This window comes from Dyella choica, assembly GCF_003977665.1.
Classification (GTDB): domain Bacteria; phylum Pseudomonadota; class Gammaproteobacteria; order Xanthomonadales; family Rhodanobacteraceae; genus Dyella_B; species Dyella_B choica.
Genome location: NZ_RYYV01000021.1, coordinates 44,810 through 57,977, shown reverse-complemented (window position 1 = coordinate 57,977; position 13,168 = coordinate 44,810). Strand labels below are relative to the sequence as shown.

General features: G+C 63.6%; 11 protein-coding genes. 9 read left to right on the top strand and 2 right to left on the bottom strand.

Translation table 11 applies throughout. The features are described from left to right. Positions 1-39 precede the first annotated feature (39 nt). The 6 genes from EKH80_RS20005 to EKH80_RS19980 all read left to right on the top strand — a co-directional run bounded on the left by EKH80_RS20005 (position 40) and on the right by EKH80_RS19980 (position 6,665). Complete coding sequence (locus EKH80_RS20005; RefSeq protein WP_230473846.1) at positions 40-870, top strand: class I SAM-dependent methyltransferase; 831 nt, start codon at positions 40-42, stop codon at positions 868-870. A 5-nt stretch (positions 871-875) separates the two neighbouring features. Continuing rightward, positions 876-2,111, top strand: coding sequence for an amidohydrolase family protein (locus EKH80_RS20000; RefSeq protein ID WP_126686564.1), 1,236 nt, complete (start codon positions 876-878; stop codon positions 2,109-2,111). Further along, entirely contained in the window at positions 2,111-2,821 is a 711-nt protein-coding gene (locus EKH80_RS19995) for a class I SAM-dependent methyltransferase (protein ID WP_126686584.1), read from the top strand. The genes EKH80_RS20000 and EKH80_RS19995 overlap by 1 nt, the downstream gene beginning before the upstream one ends. Before the next feature lie 79 nt (positions 2,822-2,900). Next, the gene (locus EKH80_RS19990) at positions 2,901-4,415 is read left to right on the top strand and encodes a B12-binding domain-containing radical SAM protein (protein WP_126686563.1); all 1,515 of its coding nucleotides are present in this window, start codon (positions 2,901-2,903) and stop codon (positions 4,413-4,415) included. 4 nt (positions 4,416-4,419) lie between these two features. After that, the gene (locus EKH80_RS19985; RefSeq protein ID WP_126686562.1) at positions 4,420-5,538 is read left to right on the top strand and encodes a glycosyltransferase family 4 protein; all 1,119 of its coding nucleotides are present in this window, start codon (positions 4,420-4,422) and stop codon (positions 5,536-5,538) included. Continuing rightward, entirely contained in the window at positions 5,535-6,665 is a 1,131-nt protein-coding gene (locus EKH80_RS19980; protein WP_126686561.1) for a glycosyltransferase family 4 protein, read from the top strand. Before EKH80_RS19985 ends, EKH80_RS19980 begins: the two co-directional genes overlap by 4 nt. A gap of 71 nt (positions 6,666-6,736) precedes the next feature. Here EKH80_RS19980 and EKH80_RS19975 read toward each other — a convergent pair whose 3' ends face one another. Continuing rightward, positions 6,737-7,948 carry a nucleotidyltransferase family protein gene (locus EKH80_RS19975; RefSeq protein WP_126686560.1) on the bottom strand — a complete coding sequence of 404 codons (1,212 nt, stop codon included), beginning with the start codon at positions 7,946-7,948 and terminating at the stop codon, positions 6,737-6,739. Beyond that, the gene (locus EKH80_RS19970; RefSeq protein WP_126686559.1) at positions 7,923-9,413 is read right to left on the bottom strand and encodes a B12-binding domain-containing radical SAM protein; all 1,491 of its coding nucleotides are present in this window, start codon (positions 9,411-9,413) and stop codon (positions 7,923-7,925) included. The genes EKH80_RS19975 and EKH80_RS19970 overlap by 26 nt, the downstream gene beginning before the upstream one ends. 170 nt (positions 9,414-9,583) lie before the next feature. On the opposite strand from EKH80_RS19970, the gene EKH80_RS23885 reads away from it, so the two are divergent. The 3 genes from EKH80_RS23885 (at position 9,584) to EKH80_RS19955 (ending at position 13,116) form a co-directional block, all read left to right on the top strand. Beyond that, a complete protein-coding gene (locus EKH80_RS23885) occupies positions 9,584-10,618 on the top strand; it encodes a serine kinase (RefSeq protein ID WP_158628901.1) in 1,035 nt (344 codons plus the stop codon). Positions 10,619-10,673: 55 nt separating this feature from the next. After that, positions 10,674-12,395, top strand: coding sequence for an ATP-binding cassette domain-containing protein (locus EKH80_RS19960; RefSeq protein WP_126686558.1), 1,722 nt, complete (start codon positions 10,674-10,676; stop codon positions 12,393-12,395). Between the two features lie 109 nt (positions 12,396-12,504). Then, on the top strand, positions 12,505-13,116 hold the full coding sequence (locus tag EKH80_RS19955; protein ID WP_126686557.1) for a peroxiredoxin: 612 nt from the start codon (positions 12,505-12,507) through the stop codon (positions 13,114-13,116). Positions 13,117-13,168 lie beyond the last annotated feature (52 nt).

Genomic DNA, 13,168 nt, shown 5'->3' with positions numbered 1-13,168 from the left:
GCCGACCCGGCGGAGACCGAAGTGAGCCGTACCTACAAGCTGGAAACAGGCAGCCATCCGGCAACGCTGAGTGAAGCGCAATTGCTCGATACCCAGCGGGCTTTCGACAGCGTTGCCCCCGACTATGATGGCCCGCGTGGCAATAATGAGCTGATCCAGCGCATGCGTCTGACCCTGTGGAGCAGCGTGCGCGATGAAATTCCTGCCGGCTCGCGCCTGCTCGACCTCGGCTGCGGCACGGGGATCGATGCGGTTCAATTCGCATCACACGGTTACCAGGTGGTGGCCGGCGACTGGTCGCCGCGGATGGTGGAACGCACGCACGCTCGTGCTGCCGCGGCAGGTGTAGAGGCGCAGGTTGCGGCGGTGCACGTCGGCGTGCACCAGCTTGACCGGCTGGAAGGTGGGTTTGACGGGATCTATTCCAATTTCGGTCCCTTGAATTGCGCGCCGGATCTGGGCGATGTTGCAACCCAATGCGCGCGCCTGCTACGGCCCGGCGGCAAGCTGGTCTTTTCGGTGATCGGGCGGATCTGCCCTTGGGAAGTGGGTTATTACCTGTTCAAGGGGCGCATCAAGCGCGCCGGCATACGCGCTACGCGCGGCGTGACCGCAGTGGGCATGAATCACCACACGATCTGGACGCAGTATTACCTGCCGCGCGAGTTCTATCGTGCATTCGTGCGCCATTTCACGCTGAACGGCTATCGCGCCCTGAGTCTGTTCATGCCGCCGCCCTACCTGGTGGAGTTCTATCGCCGCCATCAGCGAGCGTGCGAGCGACTCGGCCGGCTTGACGATCGCTTCGGTGCGCTGCCCTGGCTGCGGGACATGGGCGATCACTTCCTGATCGTGATGCAGCGGCGCTGAAAGCCATGGATGCGCTACCGGCCCGGGCCCATACCAACTTGCGCCACGCTGCCACGGTGACGCCGGTGGGTGCGACGCGAACTTCAGTGTCGATCGGGGCAGGGCGCATCGAATCCACGCCGACGCCCGGAGCGTATCGCGTGGACCTGCGCGATCACTTGATCTTCCCTGGCTTGATCAACGCGCACGACCATTTGCACGTCAACGCCGTTCCTGCGTTGCACGCCGAAGCGCCGTTTCCCAACAGCTATGCGTGGATCAGTGCGTTCCAGGCGCACTTCCAGGACGCGCAGGTGATGGCCGCGCTGCAGCTGCCGAAAGCCTTGCGCCTGCGGCACGGCGCGCTGAAAAACCTGCTAGCCGGTATCACCTGCGTGGCGCATCACGATCCCTGGCATCCGGTGCTGGACGCGGAAGATTTTCCCGTCGCACTGTTGCGCGACTACGGCTGGAGCTATGCGCTTGGCTGGCCCGGGTATGGTCCGCCGCCGCTGGAAAGCTTTGCCGCTACCCCGGCGGATCAACCGTGGCTGATCCATCTTGCCGAAGGCACCGATGCGGTGGCGTGCGCTGAATTGGCACAGCTGGACCAGCTCGGCTGCCTGGCGAGCAACAGCGTGCTGATCCACGGTGTGGGCCTGAGCAGCCGGGACATCGAGCGTGTAATTGCGCAAGCCGCCGCAGTGGTGTGGTGCCCAAGCAGCAATCTGAATTTGCTGGGACGTACGCTGGATCCGCGGCGCCTGTGCGCCGCAGGCCGGCTCGCGCTGGGCAGCGATTCGCGGCTCAGCGGAGCGCGGGACCTGCTGGAGGAATTGGCCGGCACCCTCGACCGCTACGAACTGGATCCATCGCAATTGCTCGCGCTGGTGACGACGCAGGCGGCGCACATCCTGCGCATGCCATCGCGCGGCCATCTGCAGCCTGGTGCGGCGGCGGACCTGGTGGTCGTCGAAGACCTGGGCGGCGATCCCGTACGCAGCCTGGTCGGTATCGAGCGCAGCCGGATTCGCGCCGTGGTGCGCGATGGCATGCCGCGTATCGCCGACCCGGATTTTGCCGAATGGTTTGCAGCGGCCGGAGTGGATACGGTGTTGGTACGGCTGGATGGCAGTCCGAAGCTGCTCGCCAGGGCGCTGGCAGAGCCGGCCCTGCTGGCGTTGGAGCCGGGGCTTGAATGCGCTGCAGCGGCAGGCAGCGTCGAGCACGAGCTTGCGGCAGCAAGCGGGAGTTACCGATGATGACCCGTTTGCCCGAACTGTCGCCGGTGGAAGCGTATACCTTGTGGGCACCGAACTATCCGGCGCATGCGCACAACCCGGTGATGCAGGCGGAAGAGCGCGCCATGCTCGCGCTGATGCCGGCAGACCTGCATGGCTTGAACGTGCTCGACGTCGGTTGCGGCAGCGGCCGTTACATGCTGCATGCGTTGCGGCGTGGCGCGTCGCGCTCGATTGGCGTGGATCTTTCTTCGGCGATGCTGCGGCGTGCGTATTCCGAACTAACCGCTCGCCGATTCGACGCTGGCATCGGTCTCGCGCTAGGCGGCATCACGTCGTTGCCGGTGCTGGATGCCTGGGCGGACTTCACCGTTTGCGGGTTGGTCGTCGGGCATTTGGAGCAATTGCACGACGCCTTGCGCGAATTGCATCGCGTCACCAAGCCCGGCGGCATCGTGCTTTGCAGTGACGTGCATCCAATTGGGCCGGCGTTGGGCTGGCAGCGTGATTTCAAGCATGGCGGGCAGCGTTATGCGGTGCGGCATACGCAGCATCTATACAGCCACTGGCATGCGGCGTGTGCGGCGCAGGGATTGGTGATCGAGGATGTGCTGGAACCGATGCTGGATCCGGCGGACATTCCGCCCAAAGCCCATTTCGATCGCACGGCGCTTGAGGTGCCGGTGGCGTTGGTGTTCAGGTTGCGGCGGGGCGATGCGCCTTGCCGATGAACTCCATTTTTCCCGGTCACGCCGTTTTCGCGGACGTGACCGTCATGCGGGATGACTTAGCGAGCGATTGACTTTCGGCATGTCCAAATCTCCCCATACACTACTGATCAACCCCACCATCACAACGCGCTCCGCCAGTGCGCGCTTTCCACTTTCCCTGCTGCACCTGTCCGCCGCGCTGGACAAGCAGGGCAGCAGCGAAATCCTCGACGGCAACGTCGATCGCGACCTGATTGCCGCGACGCTGCGCAAGATGGAGGACGGCCAATTCGATGCCGTGGGCGTCAGCGTCATGGGCGGCCCGCAAATCGCGCCGGCGATCGATGTGTCCAAAGCGATCCGCGAGCGCTTTCCGCGGGTGCCGATCATCTGGGGCGGCTACTTCCCCACCTTGCACACCAACACCGCGCTGGCGGCGCCTTACGTCGACTACGCGATTCGCGGTCAGGGCGAAGAGAGTCTGCCTGAGTTGCTGAACGCTTTGCGCCAGCCTGTACCTGCACTGGCCCATATCGGCGGCCTGTCATGGCGGAATGGCGACAGCATCGTGCACAACCCGAGCCGCCGTTTTTCGATGCACGAGCATGGCGCGGTGTTGCCGTACCACAAGCTGGGCGACCCTCGCCGCTATCTGGCCCGCACGTTTCTTGGCCGGCGTACCGCTGCGCATCAGGCGGCGATCGGCTGCCGGTTCCACTGCACGTTCTGCGGCGTGGCGGCGATGTTCGGCGGCATCACCATGCTGCCGGCCGCGGAGCGGCTGGAACGCGACCTGCGCTATCTCAAATACGAACTGGGCGCCGATTCGGTCCTGTACTTCGACAACAACTTTTTTGATCGCGAAGAGGACATGATCCCGCTGCTTGAAGTGATGGCCAGGCTGGAAATGCCGTGGTGGTGTTTCGCCCGGTCGGATTCGCTGCTGCGGCTCTCGGAAAGCACCTGGAAGCTGGTACGAAAAAGCCGCTTGAAGATGGCTTACATCGGCGCGGAATCGCCCAACAGCCAGATGCTGAAGGAGATCCGCAAGGGCACGCGGCCGGACCAGACCTTGCAGGTGACCGAACTATGCCGGCGCCATGGCGTCATTCCCGAGCTGTCCTTCATGGTCGCTCCGCCTGAGGACACCGAAGCGGAAACCGAACACAGCTTCGAGTTCATTCGCGAATTGAAGCGAGTCAATCCGGAAACGGAAATCGTCATCTATATCTACACACCCTTGCCTGAGAGCGCCCGACACGAGAAGGATCGCGCCAAGCGGCCAGGCAGACCGTTGCTCGACCTGCATGGCGAACCGATCCAGTTTCCGCAAACGCCGGAGGAATGGACCCAGAAGCATTGGGTGGACTACTACTGCCATGCCGATGCGCCCTGGCTCACGGACAAGTTGCGTCAGCGTATCCATGACTTCGTCACCGTGCTGCGTTGTCGCTTTCCTACCGTGCAGGACTTGCGCTCGCCGCCATGGGCCAAGCTCAGCTTGAGCGCGATGGCGACCTGGCGCTATCGCTTCCGTCGCTATGACCGGCCGTGGGAGTTGAACCTGGCCAATCGGCTGGTGCAGCTGCGCATGCCGCAGGTGACGGGGCTGTAGACCCGTGCACGTGGCCCAGATCAATTTCTTTCCGGCACCCAAGGGGCTCACCCCAACGCAGGTCTTCGAGCTCTGGCCTTCGGTGGTCGACATTCCCGAAGCGGCCGCCAGCTCCGGCATCAAGGTCTCGGTGATCCAGGCCGCAGCGCACAAGGAGCGGCTGGCGCGCAACGGTATCGAGTATCACTTCATGCCGGTCGGCCGCGCCAGGACTTTGCTCGATCGGGGTTATCACTTCGCGGATTTGCTCGACCAAATCAAGGCAAACGTCCTGCACGTGCATGGCCTGGGCTTCGGCGAACAGGCCATTGCCATTTCGCATTACCTGCCGCGCTTGCCGGTGCTGTTCCAGGACCATGCCGACCGGCCGCCACGCTGGTGGCGCCGATCACAGTGGCGAGCCTGGTACGCCGGCGCGGCGGGCGTAGCCTTTACGTCGCTCGAATTGGCGAAACCCTTCACGGCAGCCGGCGTGTTCGGATCCGAGACGCAGCTGTTCGCGATACCCGAGTCGAGCTGCCGCTTCGTGCCGGGCGATCGTGCGCAGGCGCGGTCAGAGAGCGGCCTTTACGGTGATCCGTGCGTCGTGTGGGTAGGGCATCTGAGTGCCGGCAAGGATCCCTTGACCGTACTGGGCGGCGTTGCCCAGGCCGCATCGCAACTGCCAGATCTGCAGTTGTGGTGCGCCTTCGGCAGCGCGCCGTTGCTCGCTCAGGTGCAACAGCGCATCGCGCGAGATGCAAGACTGGCCGGGCGCGTCCATCTGCTCGGCAAGGTTCCCCATGCGAACATCGAGCGGCTGATGCAATCGGCTGATCTGTTCGTTTCCGGCAGCCGTGCCGAAAGCTGTGGCTACGCCTTGCTGGAAGCCATGGCTTGCGGAGCGTGCCCGGTGGTTACCGATATCCCGTCGTTCCGTGCCTTGACGGATGGCGGGCGCATCGGCGAATTGTGGCCTTGCGGCGATGCCGCGAGCCTGGCCGACGCGCTGCTGCGTGCAGCCTGCAACAGACCCACGCCGGCGCAGGTGCGCGCGCATTTCGAGCAAAAGCTTTCGTTTACGGCGCTGGGCCGCCAATGGGCCGCAGCTTATGCGCAAGTGCTGGCCAGGAATACGCGATGAAGCTCGCCCTGGTCCTTCCCGGTGGTGTGGACCGAAGCGGCGAACGCCGCGTGATCCCCGCCTTTCTGGCCTTGATCGAGCGTATGGCGCGCCGGCACGAAGTGCACGTCTTCGTGTTGCATCAGGAGGTGACGGCGGCACACTGGGAGCTACTCGGTGCGCATGTCCACAATATCGGCGAAGGCTGGACACGCCTGCGTGCCATCGCGGCGATCAATGCCGAGCACCGGCGTGCCCCGTTCGATCTCATTCACGCGATTTTTTCCGGCTCTTGCAGCCTGGTCGCGGTCGCTGCGGCCAAAGGTTTGCGTCTTCCAAGTCTGGTGCATATCGCCGGCGGCGAACTCGTTGCCATGCATGAGATCGGCTATGGGGGGCGGCGCAAATGGCAAGGGCGCTTGCGCGAAGCGCTGGTATTGCGCAGCACCGACATGGTTACCGCTGCCAGCATGCCCATCATCGATTCACTTCGTGCCCTGGGCCTGGATCCGGTACGCGTACCGCTGGGTGTCGACCTGCAGAAGTGGCCTCCACTCACGCCTCGCAGGCGCAGCGCCGAGCGCGCGCACCTGGTTCATGTGGCCAGCCTCAACCGGGTGAAGGATCAGTCGACCTTGCTGCGTGCGCTGGCTGTGCTGGCCAAAGAGGGGTTGGAATTCCAACTGAACATCGTTGGTGTCGACACCCTGCGCGGCGAGCTGGAGGCACAGGCACGTGAGCTGGGCCTGCAGCGCCAGGTGCGTTTTCTCGGCTTCAAAACCCAGCGTGAACTGCGTCCGATCATGGAAGCGGCGGACCTGCTGGTGATGTCGTCCCTGCATGAAGCCGGGCCGCTGGTCCTGCTGGAAGCGGCCGTCGCAGGAGTGCCGACGGTAGGGACGGCAGTGGGGCATATCGCAGAGTGGTCGCCCTTGGCGGCCCTGGCGGTGCCGGTGGGCGATTGGGAAGAACTGGCCGAAACGATACGCCGTGTGCTGGATGACGAAGCACTGCGACTGCAACTGGCGGCAAGGGCGCAGCGCAAAGCCTTGCTGGAGGATGCCGATTGCACGGCGCGAATGTTTGAGGCCTTGTATCAGCGCTTGCATTGCGCCCGCGCATCTGTTCTGGCCGGTCCCTCATTGTAGGCTGAGATGAAATCCCAGCTTCGTGCCCATAGCAATGCCGGGATTTCATCCCAGCCTACGCAGGCGAACGCTCAAGCCGCCGAAATAAATTCATCCAACGCTGCCCGCACCACGTACAACATATCCATTCGCGGTACCGGCCGGGTCAGCCAGGTCAGTATCCGTCGCCCTAGTTTCAGGCGGCCCCACGGTTGTCCTTGCAGCCAAAGTTGCGTACGCAGCATGTCGACGCGTTCCTGGCGGGCTTCTTCGCTAGGCCTGATTCGATTCAATACAACGCGACCGGCTTCGCCCAGCGAACGCGACCATTCGATGCCGGGCAGCGGGCTAAGCCATAGGGCCGAGCAGGAAACCTGCGTCAGCGTCTGCTGCCGTGACATCTTGCGCAGCAAGGGTGGACACTCCGGTTCCAGGCGGTCAAGCACAACGCGCGGAACCGCGTCGGCGTAATAGCGCGCCACCATGCGCAGAGGCGGCAAGGCCCACCACGCCGGCACTGGTTCATTCCACAACGCATCCCAATCGCTGAGGCTCATGCGCCGGGCCAAAAGCGGGATGTCGTTCAGATGCATCATGCGCAGGCTGCGCCCGCAGATATTGCCGGCGGCATGCAGCAGCAAATGGCTCATCAAGGCGCCGATGGAAGGATAGGGATTCAAGCCCGGCTGCGGATGGCGCGGGTAGACGCGATGGGTGATGTCGATCGTGGAAATCGGCAGCCGCTCCTGAATGCGCGTATGCAGTTCGATATTGATCGGCGTATCGCGGTGCTCACCCAATCCCAGCACCGGTTCGCCGGTAGCAGGCTTGAACGCCCGATGTTTCCACTGTCTGAACGATTCCACGTAATCCAGCGATTGCAGCAGCTCGCCGGTTCGCTCCAGGTCTTCATCGCGCACCAGCAAATCGATGTCTGCCATGGGGCGTTCGCCCGGCGCGTACAGGCCGATGGCATGCAAGGCGGAGCCCTTCAGGGCGACCATGGCAATGCCGGCCGAGCGGGCCTCCGCATCAATACGCCCAAGCAAGGCCGTGATGCGCTGATGACGTTGCTCGACATGCCGGTACTGGTCTTCCAGAAAGCGCCGCCAGGCCAGGTTTTGCCAGGGCGACGAGCGCCACAGCATTGGCGAAATGCCGTGCGCGGCGGCAGCAGCGCAAGCCAGGCGCCATTCCAGTTCGTTCCACTCGGGCGCATCGCCACCGGGGCGCGCCAATTCCGCAGCGAGCGTTTCGGTGGTGCGGCACAGGCCGTCCTTAACAATTTTGAGCGGCGGCAGCATGGCGGATCGTGGCTAGGGGGGAGATTGCGTGCTCGGTGCGATGGGCCGATTCGCTGGCGATCAGCGCACTCCATCGAGCATCCAGCGCCGTGCAGGCCTGGCTGTAATGCTCAGCGGTTTCGTCGGGTTGCGCTTGCTGCAGCGTGACCTGCTCATGCAGCAGGTCGCGGAAGCGGCGATAGAAATCCGAGTCGTAGGCGCCGCGAAACATCATCGCCAGGTCGCCACTGTCATCCCAGTGGGTTTTCTTGCCGAGCTGCTCCTTCACCTGTTCGTAGAACTTGGTGCCGGGCAAAGGATAGGAAACGCTCACGCCGATATCGTCCGGCGCGGCTTGCGTCACCAGTTCGCGGGTAGCGAGCAGATCGTTCAATTGCTCGCCCTGGTAGCCCAGCTGGATGAAAAAGCCGACGCGAATGCCGCGGCTTCCCAATCGTTCGCGTGCTGCGATCAGTTCCGGCACCCGTGTGCCCTTGTTCATCGCGTCCAGCACGCGTTGGCTGCCGCTTTCGGCGCCGATCCAGGTTTCCGAGCAGCCGGCCTGCCTGAGCGCATCGGCCATGCGTTCGCTGATCAGGTCGGCGCGGGTCTGAATGGTGAACGGCACCGAGCCGCGGGAACGGCTCAAGTGCTCGGCGAACTCGGTGACCCAGTCGACGTGAAAGCCGAAGATGTCGTCGGCCATCCAGATATGGTCGGGCTGGAAGGTTTGCTTCAGGTACGTCATCTCCGCCGCCATGTCCTGCGCGCTGCGCTGGTTGTAGTGGTTGCCCCAGATCGGCTTGGCACACCAGTTGCAGCGGAACGGGCAGCCGCGCGAAGCGGCCATGTTCAGGCTGAAGTAGCCATGCCGTTCTTGCCACATGGCGCGATAGCGCTCGATGTCGAGCAGATCCCAGGCCGGGCGCAGCGTCAGTCGCGGATCCGGCGGCACCACGCCGATGCGCGTCACCTGCGTCTTTTCGCTGACCTGGGTGGCCAGGCCGGGGATTCCGGCTATCCAGCTTGCATGGTCGATACCGCGATCGCGCTCCAGGCGGTTGATCAATTCGGCCAGGGCGGCGATGCCTTCGCCGATCAGTACAGCATGCGCGCCGGCGGCCAGAAACGCTTCTGGCTGATCGGAGGCGTCAGAGCCGGCGACGATGATGCGCACGCCGCGCGCCCGCGCTTCACCGATCATGCTGCAGGCCGCTTCGCGCATTACGCCAAGGCACATCTTGGTGAGGTAATTGAAGTTGTCTTCGTAGAACACCACCACGTCGGGGGCCGCGGCTTGCAACGATGCGGCGTAATCTTCCACGCCTTCGGCCAGCATGGCGTCGAACAGGCTGATCGCATGCCCCATCTGCCGCAGCAAGGCGGCAACCTGGATCGTCGCAAGCGGAGGATAGGGCTTGCCACGTTCCCATTGTTTCCGGTCGTACCGCAGGAAATACGAGTGGCCGACCTGAATCTTTAGCATCGCTTTGGCGCCTTATCTGGCCATGGGGAACGCCGCAGCCTGCTTGTGCTGCGTGACCGTGAGTGCGCCATGCCAGGCATTCGGTTGCGCCGGCCCGAATGCAACCATTTGCCGTTCAAGCCGCACCCACTGCGGACCCCATTGGCTGCAATGGCTTCGTCCGATACCGCATGGCCTCCCATCCCCAGCCCGTCGCACGCGACCTTTGCGCAGATCCCTTCAGCGAGCGTTACCCGCGCCATCTGTCCGTACACCAGCAACTGCTGGGTGGGAGCTTCCTGTTCGAGAGCGATAGCCAGGCCTTGCTGGACCTGGTCGTCGCCGCGTTTGGCGAACTGCCCCCACACTGCTTTCCCGGCATCGCGCCGGAACTGCGGGTTGAACTGCGGCTGGTGCCGGAGCGGAACTTGCCGAACGCGGGCGAACCGCCGCCGGTGCAGCTGCAATCGGGGCTGGGATTGCTGCTAGGCGTGATCAACTCAGCCAACTACGTGGTGATATCGCCAGCACAGCGGCAGGCGCTGATCGTGGTTTCTGAAGACATGCTCGAGTTCTCCTACCACCTGCGCTACGAGCTGATCGAGTTTGCCGTATACGTGCTGGCAACACGCTGCCAGGGCCTGGTGCCCTTGCATGGTGCCTGTGTGGGCAGGGAAGGGCGCGGCATTCTATTGCTGGGCGACAGCGGCGCGGGTAAATCGACCCTGACCTTGCATGGCTTGTTGCAAGGACTGGACTTTCTTGCCGAGGACGCCGTGTTCGTGCAGCCGGAAAGCATGCTGGCGACCGGCATCGCCAATTACCTGCATGTGAAAGCCGATGGCTTGCCTCTGCTCGACAGCGAGGCGGCGCGAAGTTGGATCGGCGGCTCTGCTGTCATTCGACGACGCAGTGGGGTGGAGAAGTTCGAAGCGGATCTGCGCTTGGGCGATGGACGCCTCGCTGCGGAGCCGCTGAAGTTGGTGGGGGCGGTGTTTGCATCGGCCGAGGTGGCGGAGAACTCCGGCGCGTTGTTGCGGCCCATCCCGAAGGACGAGATCGCTGCGCGCTTGCGTGCAGATCAGCCGTATGCGTCAGGGCAAGCTGGCTGGTTGCACTTTCAGCAAAAGCTGGTGCGGATGGGAGTGCATGAATTGCGGCGCGGAGCGCATCCGCGGGCGGCCGTTGAGGCCCTGCATGCACTGCTCGATCGGCCGTCAGGATAATGATGATGCTCGAAGTCCTGTCGCGACCAGGTCCGTTTCCCTGCAGGCAGCAGGGATGGAAGCGGGTGAGGCCGTGACTCGGTCCGCACAGCGTGCGCGCATACCAGCGAGCGCTTTTTTCGCTACGCTCAAGGGTATCGACCTGGCCGAAATGATCGCCTATGTGCTGCTGTCCTTGGCCAGTGCGCTAGCCGGCAGCGCCGCCGCCGTCCTGCTCATACCCCTGGTCCAGCCCGACCACCCGCTGATACTGGGCGGTAAGGCGATCGACATGCAGGGTGGCGTAGAAACCCATGCCATCCTGTTCGCGGCCGTCACCGCAGTCTTCGCTCTGTTGCGCTGGCAAGCCGCGCGCCTGGCTGCCCACCTGGCCAGCCGCTACGGCACGAATTTACGCAAGGCCGTGCATGCGCGCCTGATCGACGCGTCGTTGTCGTCACTGGCCGACGCCAGCTCTGCGGAAATCGCGCAGGTGCTCACCTACAACGTCGAAATAGTCACCCAGGGGTTCAGCGCATGGCTGCAACTGCTGGTAGCCGGCATGACCGCGGCCGTCAGCCTTGGCCTGGCGCTGTGGATATCGCCGCCCCTGGCACTGGGCGCACCGTTGCTCGGTGTGCTGGCCTTGACGGCATCGCGTATCAATGGCCGCAAGCAGGCCAGGATCAGTCGCCAGTATGTGGCCGATCTGACGCGGTTGTTCTGGCACACGGAAGATTTTCCCCGACGATTGCGCCACGTCCGTTCGTTCGAGCGAGAGGATGCGGAAAAGGCGAGCTATGGCGAAATTTCGGCGAAATTGGGTGAAGGCTATCGCCATCAGCTGGACGTGATTGCCTCCGGAAGGTTGACGCTGGAACTGCTGGCGGCCGCCGGTATCGCCGCCATGTTCGTGCTTGCCTATCGTTTGCCGGGCGTCGACCAGGCATCGCTCATCGCGATAGGCCTGCTGCTGGGGCGTTTGCTGCCTTATCTGTTATCGACGCGGCAAAGCCTGCAGCAGTTGCATTCGGCGGCGCCGGCCTTCGAATTGTGGCAACGCTATATGCAGCTGCATCCGGCGTGGCCGGCAAAGCCACCGCTGCACGGCGCACAGCTCACCGGCACATTGCATATCGAACACATGCAGTTGGCAGCGCCGTTGGCCGCCGTCGGCATTCGGAACCTGTCCCTGGCAGCAGGCACGCTGACGCTGTTTTGCGGGAATTCCGGTATCGGCAAGACCAGCCTGGTCGATGTGCTGGCGGGCATGATGCAGCCAGGCGCATTCAGCGCGCGGCTAGGTCAACGCGCCATCGGTTTCGACGACTATTGCGAACTCGTGCGCAATGGCGCCTACATCAGTCAAAGCGTGCGGCCTTGGCAGCATTCGGTACGTGAATGCCTGCTATGGGCCGCGCCGGATGCTGACGACGAAAGACTGCAGCGCGCGCTGGCGGATGTCGGCCTCGACCAGCGTCTGGCCGATTCGCAACACGGGCTGGATACGGCCTTGAGCAGCTCATCCAGCCGGCTTTCCGGTGGTGAGCTGCAGCGGCTGTTGCTGGCGCAGGTCATTCTTCGGCAACCCCTGCTTGCTCTGTTGGACGAGGCTACCGGGGCGTTGGACGTGGCTGGCGAAATCGCCGTGCTGTCCGCGTTGAAGCGCCGCTTGCCGCGCACGATCTTGCTGGTGGTTTCGCATCGCAGCAGCGTGGCGGCGATCGCCGACCAGTGCGTGACCATCGGCGCGGATTCCACGGCCACCGTCCATGCGGGCGAACACGTTGAGGCGTGACGGTGGGCGTTTACATCCCAGCTGGCACGACGGGCAACTTCCCGGTGGAGTAGGATGCCTGCGCGCCATACAACCCATCCCCGGGTTTCCCTAAGAGAGGAAGGCAGAAATGAAAAAGCTCCTTGCCGCATCCATCGCAGCCAGCGCGATGGCCAGCTTGATGATTGCCATGCCCGTTTCTGCCGCGCTCGCCCCAGGCGCCGTCGCACCCGATTTCACCGCACAGGCCAGCCTGGCCGGCAAGGACTTCAGCTTCTCCCTGAAGGACGCGCTCAAGAAAGGACCGGTGGTGGTGTACTTCTACCCCTCGGCCTATACCGGCGGTTGCGATATCGAAGCGCACACCTTTGCCACCGACAAATCCAAGTTCGATGAAGCCGGCGCCACCATCATCGGCGTATCGGCCGATAGCATCGATCGCCTCAACAGCTTTTCCTCCGATCCGAAATACTGCGCCGGCAAGTTCCCGGTCGCCTCCGACGCCGGCGGCAAGATCGCGGCCTCCTACGAGCTCAAGACCGAAGCCGCACAGCCCGGCCTGACCGACGTACGCGGCGCCGCGATCAACCACGCCTTTATCGAGCGCACCACCTTCGTCATCGGCCGCGACGGCAAGATCATCGCCACGCTTTCCTCCGAAGCGGATCACCTGCATCCGCAGGACCACGTAAAGAAATCACTGGCGATCGTGCAGAAACTTGAGGCTGGCAAGGCACCGTAAGTGGGTGCCGGCCGCCGTGTGCGAAAGTGTGCAGAACCTGCCCCGGACTTGA

What these genes read in the sequence shown, in the direction of transcription:
- EKH80_RS20000 (WP_126686564.1), top strand. Translation starts at nt 876, where the DNA reads ATGGATGCGCTACCGGCCCGGGCCCATACCAACTTGCGCCACGCTGCC.
- EKH80_RS19995 (WP_126686584.1), top strand. Translation starts at nt 2,111, where the DNA reads ATGACCCGTTTGCCCGAACTGTCGCCGGTGGAAGCGTATACCTTGTGG.
- EKH80_RS19990 (WP_126686563.1), top strand. Translation starts at nt 2,901, where the DNA reads ATGTCCAAATCTCCCCATACACTACTGATCAACCCCACCATCACAACG.
- EKH80_RS19980 (WP_126686561.1), top strand. Translation starts at nt 5,535, where the DNA reads ATGAAGCTCGCCCTGGTCCTTCCCGGTGGTGTGGACCGAAGCGGCGAA.
- EKH80_RS19975 (WP_126686560.1), bottom strand. Translation starts at nt 7,948, where the DNA reads ATGCTGCCGCCGCTCAAAATTGTTAAGGACGGCCTGTGCCGCACCACC.
- EKH80_RS19970 (WP_126686559.1), bottom strand. Translation starts at nt 9,413, where the DNA reads ATGCTAAAGATTCAGGTCGGCCACTCGTATTTCCTGCGGTACGACCGG.
- EKH80_RS23885 (WP_158628901.1), top strand. Translation starts at nt 9,584, where the DNA reads ATGGCCTCCCATCCCCAGCCCGTCGCACGCGACCTTTGCGCAGATCCC.
- EKH80_RS19960 (WP_126686558.1), top strand. Translation starts at nt 10,674, where the DNA reads ATGGAAGCGGGTGAGGCCGTGACTCGGTCCGCACAGCGTGCGCGCATA.
- EKH80_RS19955 (WP_126686557.1), top strand. Translation starts at nt 12,505, where the DNA reads ATGAAAAAGCTCCTTGCCGCATCCATCGCAGCCAGCGCGATGGCCAGC.